The organism is Lentibacillus amyloliquefaciens (assembly GCF_001307805.1).
Taxonomy (GTDB): Bacteria; Bacillota; Bacilli; order Bacillales; family Amphibacillaceae; genus Lentibacillus; species Lentibacillus amyloliquefaciens.
Window position 1 is genome coordinate 139214 of sequence record NZ_CP013862.1, and the last position, 24672, is coordinate 163885.

General features: G+C 44.0%; 25 protein-coding genes and 2 pseudogenes. 24 read left to right on the forward strand and 3 right to left on the reverse strand.

Annotated features, from left to right (window positions below; all coding sequences use genetic code 11):
• Window positions 1–82: 82 nt before the first annotated feature.
• The 6 genes and pseudogenes from AOX59_RS00695 to ytkD all read left to right on the forward strand — a co-directional run bounded on the left by AOX59_RS00695 (window position 83) and on the right by ytkD (window position 4741).
• Window positions 83–1512, forward strand: a pseudogene (locus tag AOX59_RS00695) (o-succinylbenzoate--CoA ligase).
• A 175-nt stretch (window positions 1513–1687) separates the two neighbouring features.
• Window positions 1688–2521, forward strand: a complete 834-nt coding sequence (locus tag AOX59_RS00700; RefSeq protein ID WP_068440400.1) for an ABC transporter ATP-binding protein — start codon at window positions 1688–1690, stop codon at window positions 2519–2521.
• Between the two features lie 159 nt (window positions 2522–2680).
• Window positions 2681–2998, forward strand: a complete 318-nt coding sequence (locus AOX59_RS00705) for a hydrolase (RefSeq protein WP_068440403.1) — start codon at window positions 2681–2683, stop codon at window positions 2996–2998.
• Between the two features lie 212 nt (window positions 2999–3210).
• A complete protein-coding gene (locus AOX59_RS19425) occupies window positions 3211–3417 on the forward strand; it encodes a hypothetical protein (protein ID WP_156418609.1) in 207 nt (68 codons plus the stop codon).
• Between the two features lie 191 nt (window positions 3418–3608).
• Window positions 3609–4184, forward strand: coding sequence for a hypothetical protein (locus AOX59_RS00715; RefSeq protein ID WP_068440409.1), 576 nt, complete (start codon window positions 3609–3611; stop codon window positions 4182–4184).
• A gap of 75 nt (window positions 4185–4259) precedes the next feature.
• Window positions 4260–4741: pseudogene (ytkD, locus tag AOX59_RS00720) on the forward strand (RNA deprotection pyrophosphohydrolase).
• Window positions 4742–4846: 105 nt separating this feature from the next.
• Here the strand turns inward: ytkD and AOX59_RS00725 are convergent.
• Entirely contained in the window at window positions 4847–6433 is a 1587-nt protein-coding gene (locus tag AOX59_RS00725) for a peptide chain release factor 3 (RefSeq protein WP_068440412.1), read from the reverse strand.
• A 534-nt stretch (window positions 6434–6967) separates the two neighbouring features.
• Here AOX59_RS00725 and AOX59_RS00730 point away from each other — a divergent pair.
• From AOX59_RS00730 to AOX59_RS00785, 12 genes are all read left to right on the forward strand, one after another.
• A complete protein-coding gene (locus AOX59_RS00730) occupies window positions 6968–7267 on the forward strand; it encodes a rhodanese-like domain-containing protein (RefSeq protein ID WP_068440417.1) in 300 nt (99 codons plus the stop codon).
• 59 nt (window positions 7268–7326) lie between these two features.
• Window positions 7327–7896 (forward strand): class I SAM-dependent methyltransferase, encoded by a 570-nt coding sequence (locus AOX59_RS00735; RefSeq protein ID WP_068440422.1) that lies wholly within the window; start codon window positions 7327–7329, stop codon window positions 7894–7896.
• Window positions 7897–8182: 286 nt separating this feature from the next.
• Window positions 8183–10330 (forward strand): heavy metal translocating P-type ATPase, encoded by a 2148-nt coding sequence (locus AOX59_RS00740; protein WP_068440425.1) that lies wholly within the window; start codon window positions 8183–8185, stop codon window positions 10328–10330.
• Window positions 10331–10507: 177 nt separating this feature from the next.
• On the forward strand, window positions 10508–10810 hold the full coding sequence (locus tag AOX59_RS00745; protein WP_068440427.1) for a metal-sensitive transcriptional regulator: 303 nt from the start codon (window positions 10508–10510) through the stop codon (window positions 10808–10810).
• A 17-nt stretch (window positions 10811–10827) separates the two neighbouring features.
• Window positions 10828–13212 (forward strand): heavy metal translocating P-type ATPase, encoded by a 2385-nt coding sequence (locus AOX59_RS00750; protein WP_068440429.1) that lies wholly within the window; start codon window positions 10828–10830, stop codon window positions 13210–13212.
• 84 nt (window positions 13213–13296) lie between these two features.
• On the forward strand, window positions 13297–13503 hold the full coding sequence (gene copZ, locus AOX59_RS00755) for a copper chaperone CopZ (protein ID WP_068440432.1): 207 nt from the start codon (window positions 13297–13299) through the stop codon (window positions 13501–13503).
• Window positions 13504–13895: 392 nt separating this feature from the next.
• Window positions 13896–16028 carry a catalase gene (locus AOX59_RS00760; protein WP_068440436.1) on the forward strand — a complete coding sequence of 711 codons (2133 nt, stop codon included), beginning with the start codon at window positions 13896–13898 and terminating at the stop codon, window positions 16026–16028.
• Between the two features lie 236 nt (window positions 16029–16264).
• Complete coding sequence (locus AOX59_RS00765) at window positions 16265–16765, forward strand: CBO0543 family protein (RefSeq protein ID WP_068440438.1); 501 nt, start codon at window positions 16265–16267, stop codon at window positions 16763–16765.
• Between the two features lie 220 nt (window positions 16766–16985).
• Window positions 16986–17444, forward strand: a complete 459-nt coding sequence (locus AOX59_RS00770; RefSeq protein WP_068440441.1) for a CBO0543 family protein — start codon at window positions 16986–16988, stop codon at window positions 17442–17444.
• Between the two features lie 113 nt (window positions 17445–17557).
• Window positions 17558–17812 carry a hypothetical protein gene (locus AOX59_RS20545; protein WP_335338763.1) on the forward strand — a complete coding sequence of 85 codons (255 nt, stop codon included), beginning with the start codon at window positions 17558–17560 and terminating at the stop codon, window positions 17810–17812.
• A 52-nt stretch (window positions 17813–17864) separates the two neighbouring features.
• The gene (locus AOX59_RS00780) at window positions 17865–18074 is read left to right on the forward strand and encodes a hypothetical protein (protein WP_068440447.1); all 210 of its coding nucleotides are present in this window, start codon (window positions 17865–17867) and stop codon (window positions 18072–18074) included.
• Between the two features lie 27 nt (window positions 18075–18101).
• The gene (locus AOX59_RS00785) at window positions 18102–18440 is read left to right on the forward strand and encodes a hypothetical protein (RefSeq protein WP_237049338.1); all 339 of its coding nucleotides are present in this window, start codon (window positions 18102–18104) and stop codon (window positions 18438–18440) included.
• 243 nt (window positions 18441–18683) lie between these two features.
• On the opposite strand, the gene AOX59_RS00790 is transcribed toward AOX59_RS00785, so the two are convergent.
• Window positions 18684–20033: an MATE family efflux transporter gene (locus tag AOX59_RS00790; protein ID WP_068440450.1), complete on the reverse strand. Its 1350-nt coding sequence runs from the start codon at window positions 20031–20033 to the stop codon at window positions 18684–18686.
• Window positions 20034–20346: 313 nt separating this feature from the next.
• Here AOX59_RS00790 and AOX59_RS00795 point away from each other — a divergent pair, with 313 nt between their 5' ends.
• The 5 genes from AOX59_RS00795 to AOX59_RS00815 all read left to right on the forward strand — a co-directional run bounded on the left by AOX59_RS00795 (window position 20347) and on the right by AOX59_RS00815 (window position 23315).
• A complete protein-coding gene (locus AOX59_RS00795) occupies window positions 20347–20691 on the forward strand; it encodes an ASCH domain-containing protein (RefSeq protein ID WP_068440451.1) in 345 nt (114 codons plus the stop codon).
• Window positions 20692–20697: 6 nt separating this feature from the next.
• Window positions 20698–21756: an LLM class flavin-dependent oxidoreductase gene (locus AOX59_RS00800; RefSeq protein WP_068440454.1), complete on the forward strand. Its 1059-nt coding sequence runs from the start codon at window positions 20698–20700 to the stop codon at window positions 21754–21756.
• A gap of 72 nt (window positions 21757–21828) precedes the next feature.
• The gene (locus AOX59_RS00805) at window positions 21829–22143 is read left to right on the forward strand and encodes a TIGR04104 family putative zinc finger protein (RefSeq protein WP_068440456.1); all 315 of its coding nucleotides are present in this window, start codon (window positions 21829–21831) and stop codon (window positions 22141–22143) included.
• 42 nt (window positions 22144–22185) lie between these two features.
• On the forward strand, window positions 22186–22788 hold the full coding sequence (locus AOX59_RS00810; protein ID WP_068448059.1) for a chromate transporter: 603 nt from the start codon (window positions 22186–22188) through the stop codon (window positions 22786–22788).
• Window positions 22788–23315, forward strand: a complete 528-nt coding sequence (locus AOX59_RS00815; RefSeq protein WP_068440459.1) for a chromate transporter — start codon at window positions 22788–22790, stop codon at window positions 23313–23315. Before AOX59_RS00810 ends, AOX59_RS00815 begins: the two co-directional genes overlap by 1 nt.
• A gap of 207 nt (window positions 23316–23522) precedes the next feature.
• On the opposite strand, the gene AOX59_RS00820 is transcribed toward AOX59_RS00815, so the two are convergent.
• The gene (locus tag AOX59_RS00820) at window positions 23523–24119 is read right to left on the reverse strand and encodes a DUF4256 domain-containing protein (protein WP_418000774.1); all 597 of its coding nucleotides are present in this window, start codon (window positions 24117–24119) and stop codon (window positions 23523–23525) included.
• A gap of 213 nt (window positions 24120–24332) precedes the next feature.
• Here AOX59_RS00820 and AOX59_RS00825 point away from each other — a divergent pair, with 213 nt between their 5' ends.
• Complete coding sequence (locus tag AOX59_RS00825) at window positions 24333–24662, forward strand: ArsR/SmtB family transcription factor (RefSeq protein WP_068440462.1); 330 nt, start codon at window positions 24333–24335, stop codon at window positions 24660–24662.
• Window positions 24663–24672 lie beyond the last annotated feature (10 nt).

Below are 24672 nucleotides of genomic sequence, written 5' to 3' on the forward strand. Positions count from 1 at the left end.
TTTAGCGAGCAGCAAAGTTTACGAAATGAACCTATTGCTACCCGAGAAAATAGTTCAGTGATTTTTGAAAGAAGGTTAGATTATGGCTGAAATCATTCCCCATTGGTTGACAAAACAAGCTGATCTTGCACCGGGCAAAACAGCGATTGAACTTCCGGACGGAACGACTTATACATTTTTGCAATTGAAAGAAGAAAGCCAGGCATTTGCCCGAAAATTAAAAGGGCTGGGTATACAAACAGATACAAAAGTCGGTATTCTGTCAGCTAATCATGCAGATATGGCAATTGCAATTCATGCGTTAACCTATCTTGGTGCGGTTGCTGTCATGCTGAACACACGGTTGACTGAGAAGGAACTTGGCTATCAGATCAATGATGCAGGCGCAGAAGCTGTATTGGTGCAGAAACGCGACCGGCACCTTGATGCAGCAACACATACCTTTTCTGAAGTCAGGGAGCTGCCGGAGTCTTATGCCGAACTAAAAACAGAAATCGATTTGGATGCAACGTTTACCATTATTTATACATCCGGCACGACCGGATTTCCAAAAGGGTCGTCCATACTTATGGAAACCATTGGTGGAGTGCTGTTGGATCAATGCTGAATCTCGGTTTGAATGAACATGATAAATGGCTTGCCGCTCTGCCGATTTTTCACGTCGGCGGTTTGTCCATTCTGATGCGGAGTGTCATTTATGGCATTCCGGTTTATTTAATGGAAAAATATGATAAACAGCTTTTCCATGATGCCCTGATGACGAAGGGAGTCACTATTGCATCAGTTGTGACGGTTATGGTGAGGGATTTGCTTAGTACACTGGGTGAAAGCCGTTATCCTGATACACTCAGGTGTTTGTTGCTTGGCGGCGGTCCTGCACCGAAATCATTGCTCGAACAGGCAAAAGCACGTCACGTACCTGTTTTTCAATCATATGGAATGACAGAAACATCTTCCCAAATCGTTACTTTGAGTCCGGAAGATGCACTTGAAAAAATTGGCTCATCCGGGAAACCGTTATTTCCGGCTCAATTAAAAATTAATGCCGAAGAAGACGGTGTCGGTGAAATTCTTGTCAAAGGACCAATGGTAACGAAAGGGTACTTTAATAATGACGAAGCGACCGAAAAGTCAATTAAAGATGGCTGGCTGGTCACCGGAGATCTTGGCTATACAGATCAGGATGGTTTTCTGTATGTTGTTGACCGGCGAAATGATTTGATCATCTCCGGGGGCGAAAACATTTACCCGACTGAAATTGAAAGTGTCCTGTCAGGCTTGGATGGCGTCCAGGAAGCTGGTGTTGTTGGTAAGCCTGATGATAAGTGGGGACAGGTCCCTGTCGCTTTTATTGTCACCAATCATACTTCTGTTTCGCCGGATGAGATCCAAAGATTTGCACGTAAGCACTTAGCCGGCTATAAAGTGCCAAAGGAAATCTATTTCACGGAAAATCTGCCGCGTAATGCCTCAAACAAATTGGTCAGGAATAAACTTCTGGAGAGCATTTAAAGTGATAAAAGATATGCTTTAGATAAAATCGTCATTGATAATGATTATCAGAGTCATTGACTTATGGCAAAAAACCAAATAAACTGAAGGTATAATGTTTTTATTTATTATGGCACAACCGTCTACATATGTATGTGCCGTAATCATATAATGCACGACACAGGGAGAGATTCCGATGCAGACGTTATCAACGAAGGACCTGACGCTTGGTTATGGTGATGATATAGTTATTGATGACTTGGATATAACAATACCTAAAGGTGAAATCACAGTATTTATAGGCAGTAATGGCTGCGGGAAATCGACACTGGTTCGTTCATTGGCCCGTTTGTTAAAGCCAAAAGGCGGCGATGTTGTACTGGACGGGGAAGATATTGCCAAAATGGGTACAAAAGAAGTAGCCAAAAAAATGTCCATTTTACCGCAAAGCCCGGCAACACCGGATGGGTTAAATGTAATGGAGCTTGTGAAGCAGGGGAGACATCCTTACCGCGGTTTTCTAAAAACTTGGTCACAAGAAGATGAACAAGCGGTGAACAACGCTCTTGAAGCTACCAATATGCTGGAATTCAAGGATCGTCCGGTTGATTCACTTTCCGGCGGACAGCGGCAGCGTGCCTGGATTGCGATGACGTTGGCACAGGAGACAGATATGATGTTGCTCGATGAACCGACAACATATCTGGATATGTCGCATCAGATAGATGTGCTCGACCTTCTGTTTGAGCTGAATGAAAAAGACGGGCGTACCATTGTCATGGTTTTACATGATTTGAACCTTGCTTGCCGATATGCTCACCATATCGTGGCGCTTAAAGATAAAACGGTATTTGCGCAAGGGAAACCGGAAGAAATCGTCACGTGTAACCTTGTTCATGAAGTATTCCAAATGAAATGTGATGTGACGTTTGATCCGATGTTTGGTACCCCGATGTGTATCCCGCATGGCAGGGGCCGATGTATTCTGGCTGACAAGGCTGCCGAACTGCGACAGTCGGCGGCCAATTGAATAGCTGAATGATGATGCCATCAGTTTTGAATAAGCTGATGGTTTTTTATGGCAATGATAAATTTATTAACTTGCGGTCGACCGCCGTAAGCCTATTCACACGTTTCACTCATAATATTACCTGTTTGCAGCCACATTAATAGCAGGAGGTGTTGACGTGTGAAAAAGAAATATTATGTGAATCCGGGCAGTCTGGAAATTTCACAGATTAAGTATGATAATAATGACGCGTTTATTATTTATGCCTCGGATGATGAAGTCCGTTCGCTGAGGCAGAGCCTTGATGGAATGCATACAGCAGACAATCAGGCATTCTGGCGTGCCCATGTGCCAATCAAACCGTATCATAACGACAAGCCCAATGATGATTACGATGCGGGTATTACTGAAGCCTATCAATTGATTTATGAGTTAGGTGATAATGGTACCAGAGAGCATATCGAGGCTATTGGCATATTAGGGGACAATCAAATGTAAATAAACTGATGAGGAATAAGCGAAACTGCCTTATTCCTTTTTTTAGTTTTTGTTGCGCTTGAATATTCACAGTTGATAAAAAGTGCGAAATAGAGAAAGATTTTGTGCAATGGCCTTGCTCCGGAAATATACTTGGTGCTCGTCGTTTTGCAAAAGAGCCCTGATGAGTTGACGTCGAGATCCTTTCTCGAGGACTTTTCACTGGTTTTCTGATGAGTTTTGGCATCGACCACCTTTCTCGAGGACTTTTCACCGGTTTTCTGATGGTTTTTGGCGTCGAGCCCCTTTCTCGAGGACTTTTCACCGATTTTCTGATGGTTTTTGGCGTCGAGATCCTTTCTCGAGGACTTTTCACCGGTTTTCTGATGAGTTTTGGCATCGAGGTCCTTTCTCAAGGACTTTTCTCACCGCCTTCCTAACATTATTTCTGGCTGATACCGCTCCCCGTCCGCTCCGGGTATAATATGTAGGTTCCTTAATAAAATCAATTTGTTAAAAACAACAATCTTTAGAAAAAATCATTCGGCTAAAATTTTAAGTTTAGAATGGAGAGGATGAAAGGAATATATTACCACAATGAGCTTATATACCAAGTGAGAGGGGAGATATCATGTCAGTTAAGAAAAGCACTAAATATGTAAGCTTGGCTGTGGGGATTGCTTTTGTTATGTCGGTATCTTCTGTCATGTTACATTTAGACTCTGAACACTCCGTATCAGCGAATAAGTCCAGTGAAGATCATCACTTATCACAGACAATTGATTCTAAAGACAGGACGATTGACAACGAGAGATTCACACACGAATTGTCACACGACCAAATTGTTTCATTAACGGATCAATTTATGGAAACACTCGTGCAGGAAACAAATGAAAGGAATCAGGTCATTCATTTTGATACAAAATCAGTCTTGCTGGAAGAATTTAAGAAAATAACGACAAAAGAGGTTGCAGCTGACTATGTGGAGTTTTACTTTACGGAGAAAAATGGTGAATTATATATTAAACCAACCGAGACACCGCCATGGTTTAACGAAAATAGTGACTATGATATGATACACGAAGGCAATCATACTGTAAAAGTTATACAGGAAAATACAACTGATTTGTATGGAACTTACACCATTATGATTGAATTCAAGTGGAAAGATGGTCAGTGGCGTATAACGGGTATCAGTCATCAATAAAGGCCTATCTAAAAAACGCCATTATCCTGCTGAACACATATTAAAAGAACCAGATTGATGAAAGCAGTTGAAATCATGTATAAATTCACAGATTTTTACCGTAATGAAGTTACATTATCATTTGATGATCATCCGTTTTCACGAAGTCCGAAACATGTCTGGGTCATTTGCCGTTATAAAAATAAATGGCTTCTGACCAAACATAAGGAACGCGGCCTGGAATTCCCGGGGGGCAAGGTAGAGGAAAATGAATCAGCAAGAGAAGCCGCTATCAGGGAAGTGAAAGAAGAAACCGGCGGAACGATTGAAACAATTCGCTATCTGGGGCAGTATATTGTGGCCGGAAAAGGCGGGACAATCATTAAAAATGTCTATTTTGCCCGCATAAAAGAACTCATGGATCAAAAAACATACTACGAGACAGATGGCCCCATCGTACTTGCTCATATCCCCGAAACGTGAAACGTAACCGGAAGTACAGTTTTATCATGAAAGATGATGTGCTGACTCACTGTATGGCATTTATTGATAAAACACGGAAGGGGAAAAGAAAATAAGGATCATTTCAAAAGTCTGATAATGTTTTAACAAAAACGGCGCCCGTGAGAAATGGACGCCGCTTTTTATTACCATCAATTAAAATTCTCTATTCCGGCCTAACATTATGTCTTCTGGTCATACTGATTGACATCAAACAAATCAATCAATTCTATATCCGGATGGTTGTCTTTGAACCAATTCAGTGAAAATTCATTTTTGAATAGCACGACGTAATTGTCGGACCGGTCCCGGACAAGCATATTTCGTTCATCATACATCGATGGGTCAACCTGATCAGACTTCAGCCACCTTGGCACGCGCTCGCCTATTGGCTCAAGCATGACTTCCACATTGTACTCATTACGCATGCGGTATTGGAAGACTTCGTATTGCAGTTCGCCGACCGCTCCAAGAATGTATGATTCGGAACGATAATGCTTATACAATTGAATCGCACCTTCCTGGACGAGTTGCTCAATTCCTTTTTTAAATTGCTTGGCTTTCATGACGTTTTTGGCCGTGACACGCTGGAACTGCTCCGGCGGGAACTGCGGGAGCTCCTGATATTCGAACAAGCTTTTCCCCTCCACGAGCGTATCGCCGATTTGATAAGCGTTCGGGTCATAAACACCGATGATATCTCCGGCATAAGCTTCTTCCACTGTATCACGGTCTGAAGCAACAAACTGCTGTGATTGCGCCAATTTGATTGGTTTGCCGGTCCGTGCCAGTTTCACACTCATCCCGCGTTCAAATTTGCCGGAACAAACTCTTAAAAAAGCGACTCTGTCACGATGCGCCGGGTTCATGTTGGCCTGGATTTTAAAGATAAACCCTGAAAAATTCGGGTTATCCGGCGAAATAACACCTTCCGTTGCTTTGCGTGGTGCAGGTTCCGGTGCCATTGAAATAAATGTATCGAAAAAATTCTGCACACCGAATGGAGCGAGCGCACTTCCGAAAAAGACCGGTGTCTGCTCGCCGGATAAAACCGCATCGAGGGAAAATTCATCGCCTGCTTCTTCAACGAGTGCAAATTCATCATTAGCTGCTTCATAGATAGGGTTGGAAACCAGTTCGTTATATTCCGGGTCATCCAGTTCGTCGTAAGGAATATATGTCTCGTCTTCATTCCCGTTATATTGAATAAATTGCTTCCCGTGCCGGTCAAATGTGCCGAGGAATCGTTTGCCCATGCCGGCGGGCCAGCTCATCGGATACGTTTCAATATCGAGCACTTCCTCAATCTCTTCCAGCAATTCGAGCGGTTCACGACCTTCACGATCCAGTTTATTGATAAAGGTAAAAATAGGGATGCCGCGCATTTTACATACTTTGAACAACTTGATGGTTTGTGCTTCGATCCCTTTTGTTGCATCAATAATCATGACAACACTGTCCACCGCTGTCAGTGTTCTGTACGTATCCTCACTGAAATCCTCGTGGCCGGGCGTATCCAAAATATTGACCTGATACCCTTGATACGGGAAATTCATCACACTGGAGGTCACCGAAATGCCGCGCTGCTTTTCAATTTCCATCCAGTCCGATGTCGCGAATTTCCCTGATTTTTTTCCTTTAACAGTACCGGCTGAGCGGATCAAATTGCCGAACAAGAGGAGTTTCTCGGTCATTGTTGTTTTTCCGGCGTCCGGGTGAGATATGATAGCAAATGTGCGTCGTTTCTGTACTTCTTCATGCATATTCATAAAAAATCCCTTCCATTTTTAGTTTGGTGTGTTTTACTGATTGTGATGGGGGATTTTAGCTTACATCGGTCAGATTCTCCTTTTAATTTGTTTAGTAAGTCGCCGTCTGATACCCTCCAAACGATAGCATGTCGGAAGTGTTCAGTCAATCAGTACAGGGTATGTGTGGAGAATAAAGCGAATCTTCAATCAGTGGGGGGTTCTTTATCCTCCACTTATTGTTAGATGAACGAATCGGACATTTATTGGCAGTTGATTCTCCACCTAATTTCCATCGTATGACATGCGGGATAAAATGGGTATCTGAATTGCTGTAAAGCATAGTGTTTGACATAATACCTGAACGGGGTATATGATGAACACATAAAAGACTAGATAACATTAAAAGTTTATATTAGCAGCAAAACTTATTCAACAGACAATTGAAACAGGAAGTGTCGGTATGGATACGCTGCAGTCGTCAAAAAGTGTTAGGTGGTAAAACGCAAGCTTTCGCCCCCTAAACATATTTAAAATTTTGAGGAGGTCTTTCATATGAACCAAATAACAACGAAAGAACTGGCGGAAAAGATTAAAAACAATGAGAACGTAAATGTAATCGATGTCCGGGAAGATGACGAAGTAGCACAAGGAAAAATTCCCGGTGCAAAGCATATTCCATTAGGAGAGGTGCCTGAACGTCTTGACGAAATTGACCAGGACAAACACTATTACATGGTTTGCCGTTCCGGTGGAAGAAGCGGCAGAGCGAGTGAATTTCTGGACACGCAAGGGTATGACATCACCAATGTTGACGGTGGCATGCTTGCATGGGATGAAGATGTCGAAAAGTGATCATCGATTGATTCGGCCGCCGGAGAAATCATCAAGAACAGATGAAGAGGAGATATTTGATGACATACAAACGGTTTAATCCCAAAAATGCTGATAAATTAATGAGCGAGGAACGAAAAAGGCAAATACAACCTGACAAAATAATCGAGCAGTTGAACGTAAATAACGATGATACGGTGGCAGATTTAGGTGCAGGCCCCGGATTGTTTACAATTTCTCTGGCTAAAATGACCGAACGTGAAGTTTACGCTGTGGATATTGAACCGGAAATGCTTGAAAGACTCAAACAGAATGCTGAAAAAGAAAAGATCGGTAATATCAAACCCGTTGTGAGTGATCTTGAAAATGTTAAGCTTGCCGAAAATTCAGTGACCCGCGTTTTAAATGTCTTTGTCATTCATGAAGTGAGAAGTATCGACCGGGCGATTGATGAAATGAAACGGATTCTCAAACCGGGCGGCTGTCTTCTGTTAATGGATTGGGAGGCTGTTGAATCGGAATCCGGCCCGCCGTTCGAAATCCGAATACCTTCTGAAAAAATGAAAAGCATACTGGAAGAACATGGGTTTGATACCGAGTTAACCTATCCGGATTCAGAACACTATGCGATTAAGGCGAAAAATGTATAGATCAATCAGGAAACACCGGCGTAATATTGCGCCGGTGTTTTATAAGATTGGATTGGAATGAGGCGGGAAGAAAAAGGGAAGATTATAGCATAACATTATGTGATAGCGTTCCGAATACGCCCGGCCAAAACAGGATTCGTGCGACGATCGTAAAAGCCTGCACCAATCATATAGACTGCGTAATTCTTGACAATAAATTAACTTTCATGTTTATTAATTACCCATAGGGGGTATATGTATGAGTGGATAAAAAATTACCATAAAGGTTCGGAAAGGAGAATCAGACATGACGAACGATCATGAGAAGAATCAAAGCAAGCATGCAGAACATAATCATCATGAGCAACATCACGCTGACCATGAAGACCATCATCACGAGCACCACCATCATGTAGAAGAGGAGCATAACGATAATCACGGGCATGCTCATGATGACGGCCACCACGACCATGACTCTCATCAAGGACACGATCAACATGGGCACGGTCATCACGATCATGGCGATATGGTCAGTGATTTCAAAAAACGATTTTTTATTTCTTTAATTGTTACCATACCTATTTTGATTCTCTCACCGATGATTCAGAGCTTCATCGGTGTCGATTGGCGTTTTCCATTTGATCAGTATATCCTGTTTGCGCTTGCCACATTTATTTTCTTCTATGGTGGCTGGCCGTTCATTACAGGTGCCGTCAGCGAGCTGAAGGATAAAAATCCGGGCATGATGACACTGATTGGTCTGGCCATTCTTGTCGCATACGTATACAGTTCACTGACTGTTTTTGGCTTGGAAGGCCAGGATTTCTTTTGGGAACTGGCAACTTTAATTGATATCATGCTGCTCGGGCACTGGATTGAAATGCGATCGGTTATGGGCGCGTCCAATGCTCTGGAAGAGTTGGTCAAACTCATGCCGAATGAAGCACATAAACTCGATGAGAATGACAATGTACATGATGTGCCAACCTCGGAACTCCAACAAGAGGATCATGTACTCATTAAACCTGGTGAAAAAATCCCGGTCGACGGAACGATTTATGCCGGCAACTCAGCGATTGACGAGTCTATGCTGACAGGTGAATCGGTTCCGATCGAGAAGAAAAAAGGCGATGAAGTGATTGGCGGATCGGTTAATAAAGAAGGCTCAATTAAAGTCGCTGTTGAAAAAACAGGCGAAGATTCCTATCTTTCCCAGGTTATCACGTTAGTCCGGGAAGCACAGGAATCAAAGTCAAAGACACAAGACCTGACAAACCGTGCGGCCAAATGGCTGTTTTACATCGCGCTTGCCTCAGGGTTCATCACATTGTTTGTCTGGCTGTTGCTTGGGTATGCGTTTGACGTTGCCGTAGAACGGATGGTCACGGTTATGGTTATCACCTGTCCACACGCTCTTGGGCTGGCGGCACCGCTCGTGATCGCCGTTTCGACGTCTATTTCGGCCAAACAAGGACTACTCATCCGCAATCGTGCTAATTTCGAAGGCGCCCGGAATTTAAATGCAGTAGTGTTTGATAAAACCGGTACACTAACTAAAGGCGAATTCGGCGTCACCGATATCGTTCCAATGGAAGGCTATGAGGAAAATGATATTCTCGCGTGGGCAGCGAGTCTCGAACAGAATTCGGAACATCCGATTGCAGCAGGTATTGTTAATTCAGCCAATGAAAAAGACTTGCAACTGAAAAGAATCGAGGAATTTGAATCGATTACAGGTAAAGGGATAGAAGGTAAAATTGAAGGCAAAAAAGTGAATGTCGTCAGTCCCGGCTATGTTGACGACAACAATATGGCTTATGACCGGGAGCGGTTCGAACAATTATCCGAATCAGGCAAGACGGTTGTCTTTCTTCTGCTGGATGATGAACTGACCGGTATGATTGCACTCGCCGATATGGTTCGGGAAACGGCCAAAGAAGCGGTTGCATCGTTGAAAAAAGAAGACATCCATTCCATCATGCTCACCGGCGATAATCAAAAAGTCGCTGATTGGGTGGCAGACCAGCTGGGAATTGATGAAGTCCATGCTGAAGTACTGCCGGATGACAAAGCGAATCAGGTGAAGAAGATTAAACAGACAGGCTGGAACGTTGCCATGACCGGTGATGGTGTCAATGATGCACCGGCACTGGCAACAGCTGATTTGGGAATTGCCATCGGTGCCGGAACCGATGTTGCGATGGAATCTGCCGATGTCGTCCTTGTAAAAAGCAATCCGAAAGATGTCGTGTCGTTGATGAATCTTTCCAAAAAGACGTACCGCAAAATGGTTCAGAACCTGTGGTGGGCTGCAGGCTATAATATCGTGGCCATCCCGCTTGCAGCCGGTGTGCTTGCCCCTGTCGGCCTTGTTCTCAGCCCGGCAGTCGGTGCGGTTCTGATGAGCTTGAGTACGATTATCGTTGCGATTAATGCCAAACTGTTGAAGGCATAGCTGGCAAAATTGATCTAGGCCTCCAAGATAAAATCAGAAGCTGGTCCTTAACGGGGCCAGCTTCTGATTTCTTAACCCAATTGGTTACATGTTGTTAACATATAGTTAGCGATTATAAGTTGACAAAAATACATAACGGGGGTATACTATATTTAGAAATTAAAAGGAGTGAGGCAGATGGGTGAACATTTGCGTGATCATCCGGTAACACCCCGGACCGATGCTGAAAAACAAGCTCTCGTCAACCGCCTGAAGCGAATTGAAGGACAGGTACGGGGTATTCAGAAAATGGTCGAGGAAGACCGGTATTGTGTTGATATATTAGTTCAAATCAGTGCCATCAGTGCTGCACTGAATAAAGTGGGCTTCTCCACCGCAGAACGGCATATGAAGCATTGTGTCAGTGATGCAGTGAATTCAGGTGAAGGAGACGAAGCGATTGAAGAACTGATGGCGGTTATGAAACAGTTCTCGAAGTAGGGGGGTATATATAAACAATGAGTGAGTCAGAACACACGACGCTTGGTGTGACAGGTATGACTTGTGCTGCCTGCTCGAACCGTATTGAGAAAGTATTAAATAAAATGGATGGTGTGGAAGCAAAAGTCAATTTGACGACTGAAAAAGCTTCTGTTGACTATAATCCGTCTGCAGCATCCGTTGACGATATATCAGCTAAAATTGAAAAACTGGGTTACGGTGTGCAAACCGAGAAAGCTGAATTTGACGTTTACGGCATGACCTGTGCCGCTTGCTCGAACCGTATTGAAAAGGTGTTGAATAAACAAAGCGGAGTCAAACAAGCCACCGTTAACCTGGCGACTGAAAGCGCGGCCATCGAATATAATCCAGGATTGATGGAGACAGGCGATATTATCGGACGGATCAAAAAACTCGGTTACGATGCCAACGTGAAAGTCGATCAGGAAGATAAACAGTCACAGAAGGAAAAGCAGATTCGGAAGATGAAATGGAAGCTGATTATTTCTGCTGTGCTGTCGGCCCCTCTTCTGATGACAATGCTTGTACACCTGTTTGGCATGAATGTGCCGGATATCCTGATGAATCCATGGTTTCAATTTGCTTTGGCAACTCCTGTTCAATTCATCATTGGCTGGCAGTTTTACGTTGGGGCATATAAGAGCTTGAAGAACGGCGGGGCCAACATGGATGTGCTCGTTGCTTTAGGTACGAGTGCGGCATATTTTTACAGTTTATACGAATCGTTGAAAACAATCGGCAATCCGGGCTACATGCCGCATCTTTATTTTGAAACGAGTGCCATTTTGATCACACTCATTTTATTCGGAAAATATTTGGAAACCAACGCTAAAAGCAAGACGACTGTGGCCTTATCAAAACTCCTGGATCTGCAGGCGAAACAGGCGCGTGTCATCCGTAATGGCGATGAAATGATGATCCCTGTGGAGGATGTAGCTGTTGGTGACCGTCTGATGGTTAAACCGGGTGAAAAATTCCCTGTCGACGGACTGGTTGCAAAAGGCAAAACATCGGTTGATGAATCAATGATCACCGGTGAATCGATCCCGGTTGAAAAAGATGTACAATCCAATGTGATCGGCTCGACCATTAATAAAAATGGAACAGTCGAAATGGAAGCAACGAAAGTCGGCAAGGATACGGCATTGGCTTCGATCGTCAAGGTCGTTGAAGATGCGCAGGGCTCAAAAGCACCGATTCAGCGGCTGGCAGATGTTATTTCGGGCTATTTTGTTCCGATTGTTGTCGGCATTGCCATTCTGACTTTTATCATCTGGATTTCATTCGTGCAGCCGGGTGTATTTGAACCGGCGCTGGTTGCATCAATCGCCGTCCTTGTTATTGCGTGTCCATGTGCCCTTGGACTTGCGACACCGACATCAATTATGGTGGGTACCGGAAAATCCGCAGAAACCGGTATTTTATTCAAAGGCGGCGAACATTTGGAGCGGACGCATCACCTGGATGCAGTGATTTTGGATAAAACAGGTACGATTACAAAGGGTAAACCTGAAGTCACGGATTTCACCGGTGACTACGAAACACTGAAGCTATTGGCCAGTGCAGAAAAAGGATCTGAACATCCGCTGGCAGAAGCCATTGTTGCCTATGCTACAGAGCAGGATGTTGCAGTGAGAGATGCTGATTCGTTTGAAGCAATACCCGGCCGGGGGATTAAAGCAACTGTCGGAGATAATCAAATCCTCGTCGGCACACGAAAGCTGATGAGCGAAAATGATGTTGTTACCGGCGGGGCAGACCAAACTATGACTGGTTACGAGGGCGACGGCAAGACGGCCATGCTGATTGCGGTTGATAGCGAGTTCCGCGGCATTGTGGCCGTGGCAGATACGATTAAGGAAACTGCTGCCAGAGCAATTAGCCAGCTGCACGAACAAGGACTGGAAACCATTATGCTGACAGGCGATAATGAACGCACTGCGCAGGCGATTGCAAAACAAGTCGGTATTGATCAGGTTATCGCGCAAGTTTTACCGGAAGAAAAAGCGGATAAAGTAAAAGAGGTGCAGCTTCAAGGTAAAAAAGTTGCAATGGTTGGTGATGGCATTAATGATGCACCGGCACTGGCTGTTGCAGACATCGGGATTGCCATTGGAACAGGTACTGAGGTTGCCATTGAAGCAGCCGATGTGACAATCCTGGGCGGCGAATTGCTGCTTATACCAAAAGCGATTGGCATCAGTAAAGCGACCATCAAAAATATCCGGCAGAATTTGTTCTGGGCATTCGCTTATAACAGTGCCGGGATTCCGATTGCCGCTGTCGGACTTTTGGCCCCATGGATTGCAGGCGGCGCCATGGCATTGAGTTCGGTAAGTGTTGTATCCAACTCTCTTCGCCTGAAGCGCGCTAAAATTTAAGGAAGAATGCTTTCTGTGGAGCGGTTTCCTCCACAGAAGGTTGGAAAACCTTGAAAACATATTTTATAAAGGGGAGATTTTATCATGGAAACAACTTTGGCTGTAAGAGGAATGACATGTGGTCATTGCGAGAGTTCCGTAAAAGGAGCACTTGAAAGTATAGAAGGAGTAGAGGGCGTTGAAGTGAGCCTTGACACAGGCAAAGTCAATGTCATTTATGATGAAGCAACTGCCAACATTGAATCAATGCGCGAAGCAGTTGAAGATCAAGGCTATGACGTCGTCGTATAATTGAACTTTATAGTAGAGAAAAATCGGTTTCCGTGATTGGAAGCCGGTTTTTTTGTTTCAAATCTGACTTATGATTTTTGACCTCTGAAAAAGCGGGGTGGGAGCTGCGTAATGGTGCCTTTGCATTCTTTATCCCGCATGTAACTGGCAGTAAGACCCCCACCTCAAATGTTCGCGTAAACGATGAAGATTAGGTGGGGGGATGGCTGCCAGTAAATGTCCGATTCGTTTATCTAACAATCAGTGGGGGAAGAAAGAAAACTCCCACTGCTTGAAGATTCACTTTATTTCAAGTGCATAAAAGATCCATAATGCAACAAAACTATAGTGAATAAACCCAAATATGCAAGCTTATGAAGCAATTAGATTCCAAACAACCGGGAGGAAGATAAATGGCGCAAAATGGCCACAATAATCCGAATAACCAACAAAACAAAAAAAGTAAGCAACTGGATCAATACCGCAACGACCACAAAAATTCCCAGCTTACAACTAATCAGGGAATGAAGGTTTCAAACACAGCCGATTCATTGAAAGCCGGTGAACGAGGGCCTACATTAATGGAAGATTTTCATTTTAGAGAAAAAATGATGCATTTTGACCATGAGCGGATTCCTGAGCGTGTTGTCCATGCACGGGGATTCGGTGCGCATGGTTATTTTCAGGTGTATGAAGCGATGAGTGAACTGACAAGTGCTAAATTTCTGCAGGACCCGTCAGTGAAAACACCGGTTTTTGTCCGTTTTTCGACCGTTGTCGGTCAGCGTGGTTCTGCGGATACGGTTCGTGATGTACGCGGTTTTGCCACTAAGTTTTATACCGAGGACGGTAATTATGATTTGGTTGCCAACAATATGCCAGTGTTTTTTATTCAGGATGGGATGAAATTTCCGGATTTTGTTCACTCGATTAAACCCGAACCGCATAATGAAATCCCGCAGGCAACAGCCGCGCATGATTCGCTGTGGGATTTTGTCGTGAATAACACGGAATCCGCCCACATGATGCTGTGGCTGTTGTCAGACAGGGGAATACCACGAAGCTTTCGGATGATGGAAGGGTTTGGCGTTAACACCTTCCGATTTGTGAATGCCGAGGGAAAGGGACGGTTTGTCAAGTTTCATTGGAAGCCGCTGCTTGGCACGCACTCACTGACATGGGACGAAGCGCAAAAGTTAAACGGTGCAGACCCTGACTTTCTGCGCCGGGATTTATGGGATGCGATTAATCAAGGGGATTATCCGGAATTTGAGTTGGGTGTTCAGATTCTGGAAGAGGAAGATGAGTTCGCGTTTGATTTTGATATTCTTGATCCGACCAAATTTTGGCCTGAAGAACAGGTCCCGGTGAAAATCATCGGCAAAATGACACTGGATCAGAATCAGGATAACTTCTTTGCTGAAACAGAGCAGGTGGCATTCCATCCGGGGCATGTTGTACCGGGTATTGATTTCAGCAATGATCCGCTTTTGCAGGGACGGCTTTTCTCGTATCTGGATACACAATTGCTGCGATTAGGCGGGCCGAATTTTCACGAAATACCGATCAACCGGCCAATTGCTCCTGTTAAAAATAACCAGCGTGAAGGTTTCCACCGGATGGCAATTGATAAAGGAGCCGTTTCTTATTCGGCCAATTCACTGCGGGAAAACGCGCCTGAGCCGGATCCTGAACAAGGTTACAGGCATCATGCTGAAAAAGTTGAAGGCAGAAAGACACGCAAACGCAGTGATAGTTTTAACGATCACTACCGTCAGGCAACGCTTTTCTGGAACAGTATGTCGCTTCCGGAAAAGGAGCATATCATCAAGGCTTTTCATTTTGAAGTCGGAAACGTGAAGGATAAGACAATCAGGCAGCGTGTGGTGGATATGTTTAATCATGTTGACGGACAGCTGGCCGGTCAAATCGCGACGGGAATCGGTGTCAATCCGCCGGAAAACCCCGGTGGCAGCGGTGAAACAGCTTCCTCGCCGGCCGTCAGTCAGGAGAACACCATTAAGCAAGCCGCAACCCGTAAAGTCGCGATTCTGATTGAAAATGGCTTTAATATGGACGATGTTGTCCAAGTGACGACACAATTGGAAAGTGCCGGACTTCATGCGGATATCATCAGCAAAAACCAGGGCATGATAACATCCGCGGGCGGAGAGCAAATTGAGGCGGTTAAAAGCTATGCCACCGCCAGTTCCATTATGTATGATGCTCTCTATATTCCGGGTGGCAAACAGTCGACCGATCAACTGATGACACACCAGGATGCCAAAACATTCGTCATTGATGCCTTCACGCATGCTAAAACAATCGGCGCTGCGAACTCTGCGGTTGACTTACTCATGACATCTGATATCAAACAGATTACGTTTGCAGACACGAATACAGCAAACAAGGTTGTGACAGATCTGGGCATTGTAACGATACGTGAGACAAACGATTTAAATGCTTTTACGCAGGAATTGATTGATAACATTGCCCAGCACCGCCATTGGGCCAGGGGAAATATAGATGGAAAAATCAGCGGTTAACATGATGAAGTGATTAATACACCCTTTGGCACCCAAGCTAAAGGGTGTATTAAATGATGTTTTTTGAGAAATCTATGCCTATAAAGTGAAACTTCATTCAGCGGAATTGATCTTTATTCCGCTGAATGTTAGTTGAGCAGAATCGGGCATTTATTTTCAATTAGCCGCCGTTCTCTGGCGGGATACTGACCAATAGATGCGGGATAAAGCAATTTTCATTTTTAGGGGAATGTTAAATGCACATTTTTGTTGCCATTTTGTTCATGTTAGCTTCCTGGCGATGGGCAGATTGGACCCGTTTCCATCAATTTCATGCGACGATGGTCTATATTGCAGCCATGAATTTATTATATTTCTTCTTCACGTCTGATTACCATCTGTGGACATTTCATTCAAATATAAGCATACCCGGGCATGTCCTCGATCTCCTGCATACATTTATCGTGCTTCCATGTACAGCCATGATTTTTCTGTCAAATTTTCCTGATGCATTTTTTCGTAATATAATTTATACAGCAAAATGGGCTTTAATATTCCTTCTGTGCGAATGGGGCGGCTATTCCCTTGATTTAATCGAGTACCACAATGGTTGGTCACTCGGCTGGTCCGCTTTATTTTTACTAGTCATGTTTCCGATGCTGAGAATGCACTACAACCGGCCGTTTATTGCTTATGGTCTGTCAATTGGTATTATTGCTGTTTTACTCACCTTATTTAACGTGCCCTGGGTTCATTAAAGTGCGTAATCAAAAAGGAGGATAAAAAGGACCGAGAAGTTCTAGGCGGCGCAGTTTCGAGCACAGAAAAACTCTCTTGAATTTACATCGCACGCGAGCATTAGTGTATTTCTTTTCCAAGGAGCGAAGAAACAAGCCAACTAGAAACACCGACGTGTCATTTTTACCGGACTTTTTGAACAACATCTTAAAGTTATCGATTGTCACGGGAGCTGTTAACATGGAAATAATTTTACTGTGGCTCTTTCTCATTTCAGGTTTAGTCCTATTAACTATAGCATTAAAAAAACACCCGCTGAAAGATTGGCTGATTTGTTTTTTCGCTTCGGCATATTTTGCCACCGTCCTGGGAGACTTGGTTGTGAAAGCTGAGTTGCTTTCCTATCCTGTTCAATTGGCACCTCAGTTTCAGTCAAGCGTGCTTTATGAGTATTTATTGCTGCCTTTAATTTGTATCGTTTACTACCAGACGACCTACCAGACATCTTTCTTCTATTGGTGCTGGCAGGCTTTTGTTTATAGCAGTGTGGTGACATTTGTTGAAGTGCTTTTGGAGACGCATACGGCACTTATTTATTTTGACAGCTGGCATTGGTATTATTCGTTAATAAGCCTTACATTGTTTTTATTGTTCATCCGTTGTCTGTTGCGTCTGATCTATGTGGTAAAGAAGAGTTGACGGAGGACAGTCAGTGATGTGATAAAAATCCCGGTAATTCCTCTTGTCATTGCCGGGATTTTCATGCATTCACTTGTTTTTTTAATTTGATGCTGCACTGCCGTTTCTATAAAGTGCCCAAAGCAAAGCGGGAAGACCGGATTCAGGAAGTGCTTGAAATCGTTGACTTGTCTGATAAACGAAAGCAATTTCGTGATAAAGCACGTTTGCTTGGTTCGTTTGCCATGCCTTTTATGTTTTTGATACTTTTCGGAAGCGGTATGAGCGGGGCAATGCAGTCCATGCTTGGCGGTAATTCCGGTGGTCCTTTGGCTGATTTTGATTTTGTTGAATTCATGTTTCCGGGCATCATTTGCCGGTTTAAATAGTTAAAAAATTGTCCATGCTAGTGGCTAATCAATGTAGTCAGAGGTGAGTATATTGAAGTGGTCAACGTATATCGGACTTTTTGGTGTTATTTTTGCTGCAGGTATCATACTTGGGTTGGTAGCATTTGTTACAAATGAGCATAAAAATACAATTGAAGAAGGCTTCTCACACGAACGAATACTGATCGTTGATAATTCAAAGACGATTAGCTTCATGAATAGCAACGAACATCCGGCATATGCTATATGCAGAATTTCTTAATATAAATTTTTCATGGAGGCGATTTCGATGACAAACTCAAATTTGCACAACCAATTACAAGAAACGAGCCGGCAAATACATGAAGCGCAGGAATCTGCCCGGATGGCTCAGGGTTCGGACGAACAGCTCCTGGATCAAGCAGAACAACAGCTGCAGCAAGCTGAAGAGCAGTTGCAACTAGCCCGGGGGCAGGGACAGATGCGACCGAAAATCCGCAGTTTCAGCAGGCATACGAGCAGCTGCACGATACACGCCAGCAATTACAAGAAGCCCAGCAGAATAATCATGATGTGTTATAATGGGTTCCTTTTAATGGTAATGTCCTATTACAGAGGGAAACTCAAGAATCCTCGGTGTGTTTTTTAGCGATTATTATGTTCGTTCAACCATAAAAAAATAGACCTCCCTTAGGTTATCAGGCGAGGGCGAGGTCTATTTTTCACTTGCGCGGCCCCCTTTGAAGGGAACTGCGACTCATTGCTGACCGAAGATATTCCTGCATCTTCGGTCTTTATTATTGTATGTCTTTCTATATTTATTAACATGAAATGCTGATTTACAAACAATTAAACTTAAAATAATTCGGGGAGTGATAAGGCTCCGGGTGAATTAATATCCCTGTTCTTGCCACTGCCGGTTCATCACACCTCGTCTTGCAAAAAGCAACAGAAAAATCGCCGTCATACCTTCTGCAGCCGGCAATGCAAGCCAGATACCCGTCGTGCCGAAAAGAAGCGGCAGAATAACCAGTGCGGCAATTAGCAAAATGAAACCGCGGAAGAGTGTGATGCCGATTGATGGTTTTATATATGCAATCGATTGGTAATAGGTCATGTAAATAAAGTTGATTCCCATGAAAAGATAACCGATGAAAAATATTGTGATTCCTTTTATGGCAAGCTGACGTATGGCTTCTGTTTCCACTCCGAAAATCGAAACAAGGCTGCCGGGTGCGAGCCAGCCGATTGCAAGGAAAGCGACGCCGAGGGCAAGCCCGGTGATTTCTGCAATTTTGACGGTATCTTTGATTTGTTCATATTTTTTTGCTCCATAATAGAAACTGATCATCGGCTGGATGGACGTCCCGATCCCAATAAATGCCAGAAACATGAAGGTATGCAAATAATTGATGACCGAAAAAGCGGCAAGTCCGGTTGTGCCTGCATAATATGACAACGCAATATTGTAACCAATCACAAAGAGTCCGGTTCCTGCTTCAGCAAGGAAGTTGGGAAACCCTAATTTGCCAATCATCAACATATCATTTTTGTTCCATTTCGGCCGGATGAATTTTAAGCCGGCATCTTTCTTGAGAAAATGAATCGTATAAACCATTAAGCCTGCTGCTGTTGCGATGACAGAGGCGAGTGCTGCTCCCGTGACCTCCATATTCAATATAAAAATCATCCAGTAGTTCAATATAATATTGAGCACAGCCGACACAATCAGTCCTGTCATCGCCAGCTGCGGGCTGCCGTCATTGCGGACAAAGATACTGAGTGCAGCTTCCCAGCCCACAATCGGTGCCCACATAAAAATGATTTCAAGATAATCTACCGTATAACTTAATGTTTCATCATTTGCACCAAATAATAGAGACAGCGGTTCGGCTCCGATATAGCCAATCAATCCGATAACTGTCATAACGATGGTTGTAAACGCCATTGAAATTGTGAAAGTCTGCTTAGCCCGGTCATTGTTCCCTTCGCCGGTTGCCATGGAATAAAGTGTCCCGCCGCCAATACCGATTAACATCGAAATGGAAATGAGGATCGACCAGACCGGCACAGCGACGTTGACACTGGCCAGCGCAACCGGCCCAATGCCATTTCCGACAAAAATGCCATCGATGACGATATTGGCTGACATCAGCATCATGCCGACCAGGGTGGGGAGCAAATATTGAAAAAAGCTTTTTGTCACACTTTGTGATAAGAGTCGTTGTTCGGCTATACTCATTACAATTCTCCTGTATTTACGTATTATCCCGCATGTAACTGGCAGTATGACCCCCACCACTGTTCGCGTATACGATGAAGATTAGGTGGGGGGATGGCTGCCAGTAAATGTCCGATTCGTTCATCTAACAATCAGTGGGGAGGGGAAGAAAGAACCTCCCCACTGATTGAAGATTCACTGTATATCCATTTTATAATTTTGCTGAATGGAATTCCACTATAATTGAGTGTACAATTTAACATGTGTCAGCTATCCATTTCATTCGTTTGTTTTTATTTTCAGAGATGGGAAAATTACGTTGGGAGATGATTACATGGACATAGATAAACAAAAGTGGCCAGACAAGTTTGATATTAATATGCTTGTCACCATTCCGGAAGATATTCAAAAAATCATTCGAGGAGATAAAACAGCTGTACGGCGCAATGACCGCTATGCCGATCCTGGCGATAGATTTGAACTGAACGGGCATACCGTAGTAGTTGAAAACGTCTATCCGCAGAAGCTTCGGGATATTTCAGACGCTGATGCCCGTGAGGAAGGATATAAAAGCCTGGAGGAATATAAACAGGGCATTACCAGTATTCACGGTGAAGAAGTCTGGGATTCTGACCTGGTTATCTGGGCACATATAATGCACCCTGTTCAGAAAGGATGATATATCATGGAAAACTATTCGATTGATCCAAGTAAGGGACTTGAATTCGGGCTTTATACATTAGGTGATCATTTGCCGGACCCTGGGACGGGTGAGCGCATTTCAACGACTCAGCGTATCAATGAAATCATAGAGCTTTCAAAACTGGCTGAGGAGGCAGGTATTGATTTCTTTAGTGTCGGGGAAAGTCATCAGGATTATTTCGCGACTCAGGCACACACAGTTGTGCTCTCAGCGATAGCACAGGCAACAGAGACAATTAAAATCTCCAGTTCATCAACAATTATAAGTACGCTTGATCCGGTGCGTGTCTTTGAGGACTTTGCAACCATTGACCTTATATCAGGCGGCCGCGCTGAAATCGTTGCCGGACGTGCCTCCAGAGTGGGTGTGTACGATCTGTTAGGCTATGATTTGCGTGATTATGAAGAGCTCTATGAAGAAAAATTTGATCTGTTAAACAAGATAAATGAAGAAGAGGTCATCAATTGGAGCGGTCAATTCCGCGCGCCGCTCAGGGATGCACGGGTTATACCGAGGCCTCTGAATGGTTCACTGCCGATTTGGCGTGCGGTTGGCGGCACACCCGCGAGCGCAATCAAAGCAGGTTTTGCCGGGGTGCCGATGTATATGGCCCATTTAGGCGGCCCGGTGTCTGCGTTTAAGCGAACTGTTGATGCCTACCGTGATGCACTGCAGCAAAGCGGCTATGACCCGGCGGAACTTCCTGTTTCAACGGCCGGCTTTTTCTATACTGCTGAAACAACGCAGGACGCTTTGAGAGAGTATTATCCGCATATCAATGAAGGTATGAAGCGAACAAACGGCCAAGGGTTTCCAAAGCAGGGCTTCGCTCAGGCACAGGACAAAAGAAGTGTTATCAATGTCGGCAGCCCGCAGCAAATCATTGAAAAAATTCTCTATCAGTATGAGCAGTATGGTCACCAGCGCTACATCGCCCAAATGGATTTCGGCGGGGTGCCATTTGATAAGCTGAAGAAAAATATTGAGCTGATCGGTGAGGAAATACTGCCGGCTGTTAAAAAATATACGGCGAAGAAATAGGATGCACCGTATTGAATTATTAAGTTTGTTGGATTACTTGCCATTGAACATCTTCTGTAAGGAGTTGAGCGGATGCCTGTGTGTCAAAACTGTCATGAACAATGGAGCTGGAAGCAATCGATAAAAGCGGGATTTACATTGGATGTCAGGCTGACCTGCCCGCATTGTGGAAGTAAACAATATCTGACAGCAAAAGCAAGAAAGAAAACCAACATGGTCAATTTTCTCATTCCTTTTGCAATCCTTCCAGGTCTGATATTTGATTTGACGCCCTTAGTCAGTTTTAGTATTTTTATCGGAACGGGTATACTAATCGTCGTGGTTAATCCATTTTTGATGGAATTGTCCAATGAGGAAGCACCATACTGGACGATCAAACATAAATAGCATTGGTGGGACTTAGACAGATACAGACGGTGGGGTTGTTTGGTGCATAATAAAAGAGGAGCAAAAGAAAAACAGAATAACGGAAAACATCATCTTCATCTTTTTCTGGGTTTCTTCCGGGTTGGCGTACTTGGATATGGCGGCGGGCCCGGGTCGATTCCGCTGATTCATAAAGAAGTGGTCGATAAGTACGGGTGGCTCAGTGATGAGGAGTTCGGTGATATTCTGGCTTTGGCTAATACATTGCCGGGCCCGATTGCCACTAAACTTGCCGGTTATATCGGGCAGCGCATAGCCGGTGTCATGGGAATGATCAATGCGATTCTTTCTGTCATCATGCCGACGATTGTTTTAATGATTGTGCTTTTAGCATCACTTTCTTCGATCAGGGATTTTGACTGGGTCAGCGGTATGACAGCTGCTGTCATACCGGTCGTTGGTGTGATGCTGGCTGTGTTGACCTGGCAATTTTTCGAAAAGGCAGGCCAGGGTATCGGATGGATTAAAGCGATTGTGATGAGTGCCGTTATCCTTGTTTTATTGGAATTAGCCGGCGTGCACCCCGGGATTATTATTGGTGCGTTAATCATCGCAGCACTTGTCAAAAGAGACGGTGACCGTTCAGCGGAAGGCGAGGAATCCTGATGCTTTATTGGAATCTATTCGTTGCTTTTTTTATCCCGGGTATCCTTGGTTATGGTGGTGGTCCGGCATCCATTCCGCTGATTGAAAATGAGGTTGTTCAGCGCTTTGAATGGATGACGGTTAAAGAATTCAGTGAAGTTCTCGCACTCAGCAATTCATTGCCAGGGCCGCTTGCCACTAAAATGGCCGGCTATATCGGCTATGAAGTCGGAGGCCCAATCGGTGCTGCTGTGGCGGTGTTTGCCACTGTCGCGCCGTCATTGATTCTGATGATTTTATTGCTGGGCTTTTTATATAAGTACAAAGACTCCCCGAAGGTCAAACGGCTTACGTTGTATGTCCGCCCGGTTATCGCCATTTTGCTCGGCTTGATGGCATGGCGTTTTTTCGCTGATTCATATGAGGGAATCGGCATATGGCAGACAGCTTTTTTAATCGTCGCCAGCTATTTACTGCTGGAGCGGTTCAAGATTCATCCCGCTTTTGTGATTCTGGGAACCCTTGTGTATGGCGGATTTGTTTTGTGAAGCTACTATATCGTGCGGTGCTGCAGCATTTAATCAGAGTTGCCTCCCCACGATCTTCATGGACTGTCACTGACGCCTGAGTATAGCGGAATCTCTTAAGGTCGTTGTCTCTGTCCGATTTGAGGTCTTGCCGAATCCGACCTCGCCATTATTCCGGTCGATATTCAGCCTGCTCCGGTTGATAATTTAAGTGTCTGTGCAAAATATTCAGACCCTTAGTGAGCCGCGGAATCCTCGGCCACCATAGTAAGAGGACGCACCGTTGTGATACAAGAAGACATGTCCGTATCGATAATCGCAAAAAAGAGCACCGCCGAGCTCTCTAATATCAACGGGCGTTTGCACCCAACTTGATGTTTTCATATCGAAATTTTCAAGGTTCTGCAACGCTCGATATTGTTCTTCAGTTAAAAGCTCAATACCCATGGCACCTGCCATATCCATCGCGTTATTTTCCGGTTTATGTTTTTTCCTTGACTCCAGCCCTTCCCGGTCGTAACAAACACTTCTACGGCCTTTTGGGCTTTCGGCTGAACAATCGTAAAATATGTATTCATCCGTGGTTTTATCATGACCAACAACATCCGGCTCACCTTCAGTTCTTTCCATTTCATTGAGCGACCACAGTTTTTCACTATCAGCATCCAGCTTTTCCTGGATTTTAGCCCATTCAAGGCCATCGTGGCGGTTCATGTTTTTCTCAAAACGGGTTTTCAATATTTTGAGTAATTCTTCACGTTCTTCGTGTGAAAATGTTATTTGATGGCTGTTTGTCATGTTCATTTCCTCCTTGTTTTCAGGCATAATGGTGTAATCTCAGTTTACACTAATTGATATGATAAAGTAAATTCATGCCACCTTAATCTGGTCCGATCGTGTCAAAAGCCTTTTTCTTAATTTTAGTTGACATTACGGCTTAACATTCTTATCATTAAAATATGAACATATGCTGATATTATCATTAATTGGTGATATGGATATAAACACGAATTCATTTTCAATGCGGGAGGAAACGGTATGGATAAAAATGAACAGCAACCGGAAAACGATACGTACGAAGATTTGGATGAAGAAACATTGTTTGTTGTTTCGCAAATATTTAAAGCATTGGGTGATCCGACCAGAATCCGAATTCTTCATTTGTTGTTTTATCAGGAATATTCGGTTAATCAGATTGCTGAGAATTTAGATCTCAGACAATCGACTGTATCCCATCAGCTTAGGATTCTGAAGAATTTGCGGCTGGTCAAATATCGTCGGGATAAAACAACACTTTATTATGCCCACGATGACAAACACGTTATGAACCTGTTGAACCAAGCGATTAATCATGCAACGCACAGTTGAACCATTTGTG

Coding starts and splice junctions, on each gene's coding strand:
- AOX59_RS00790 (WP_068440450.1), bottom strand. CDS start 20,033: ATGAGTATAGCCGAACAACGACTCTTATCACAAAGTGTGACAAAAAGC.
- AOX59_RS00770 (WP_068440441.1), top strand. CDS start 16,986: ATGGAAATAATTTTACTGTGGCTCTTTCTCATTTCAGGTTTAGTCCTA.
- AOX59_RS00735 (WP_068440422.1), top strand. CDS start 7,327: ATGACATACAAACGGTTTAATCCCAAAAATGCTGATAAATTAATGAGC.
- AOX59_RS00745 (WP_068440427.1), top strand. CDS start 10,508: ATGGGTGAACATTTGCGTGATCATCCGGTAACACCCCGGACCGATGCT.
- AOX59_RS00765 (WP_068440438.1), top strand. CDS start 16,265: ATGCACATTTTTGTTGCCATTTTGTTCATGTTAGCTTCCTGGCGATGG.
- AOX59_RS00760 (WP_068440436.1), top strand. CDS start 13,896: ATGGCGCAAAATGGCCACAATAATCCGAATAACCAACAAAACAAAAAA.
- AOX59_RS00825 (WP_068440462.1), top strand. CDS start 24,333: ATGGATAAAAATGAACAGCAACCGGAAAACGATACGTACGAAGATTTG.
- AOX59_RS00820 (WP_418000774.1), bottom strand. CDS start 24,119: ATGCCTGAAAACAAGGAGGAAATGAACATGACAAACAGCCATCAAATA.
- AOX59_RS00740 (WP_068440425.1), top strand. CDS start 8,183: ATGACGAACGATCATGAGAAGAATCAAAGCAAGCATGCAGAACATAAT.
- AOX59_RS00785 (WP_237049338.1), top strand. CDS start 18,102: ATGACAAACTCAAATTTGCACAACCAATTACAAGAAACGAGCCGGCAA.
- AOX59_RS00750 (WP_068440429.1), top strand. CDS start 10,828: ATGAGTGAGTCAGAACACACGACGCTTGGTGTGACAGGTATGACTTGT.
- AOX59_RS19425 (WP_156418609.1), top strand. CDS start 3,211: ATGAGTTTTGGCATCGACCACCTTTCTCGAGGACTTTTCACCGGTTTT.
- AOX59_RS00730 (WP_068440417.1), top strand. CDS start 6,968: ATGAACCAAATAACAACGAAAGAACTGGCGGAAAAGATTAAAAACAAT.
- AOX59_RS00795 (WP_068440451.1), top strand. CDS start 20,347: ATGGACATAGATAAACAAAAGTGGCCAGACAAGTTTGATATTAATATG.
- copZ (WP_068440432.1), top strand. CDS start 13,297: ATGGAAACAACTTTGGCTGTAAGAGGAATGACATGTGGTCATTGCGAG.
- AOX59_RS00815 (WP_068440459.1), top strand. CDS start 22,788: ATGCTTTATTGGAATCTATTCGTTGCTTTTTTTATCCCGGGTATCCTT.
- AOX59_RS00805 (WP_068440456.1), top strand. CDS start 21,829: ATGCCTGTGTGTCAAAACTGTCATGAACAATGGAGCTGGAAGCAATCG.
- AOX59_RS00715 (WP_068440409.1), top strand. CDS start 3,609: ATGTCAGTTAAGAAAAGCACTAAATATGTAAGCTTGGCTGTGGGGATT.
- AOX59_RS00725 (WP_068440412.1), bottom strand. CDS start 6,433: ATGAATATGCATGAAGAAGTACAGAAACGACGCACATTTGCTATCATA.
- AOX59_RS00800 (WP_068440454.1), top strand. CDS start 20,698: ATGGAAAACTATTCGATTGATCCAAGTAAGGGACTTGAATTCGGGCTT.
- AOX59_RS00700 (WP_068440400.1), top strand. CDS start 1,688: ATGCAGACGTTATCAACGAAGGACCTGACGCTTGGTTATGGTGATGAT.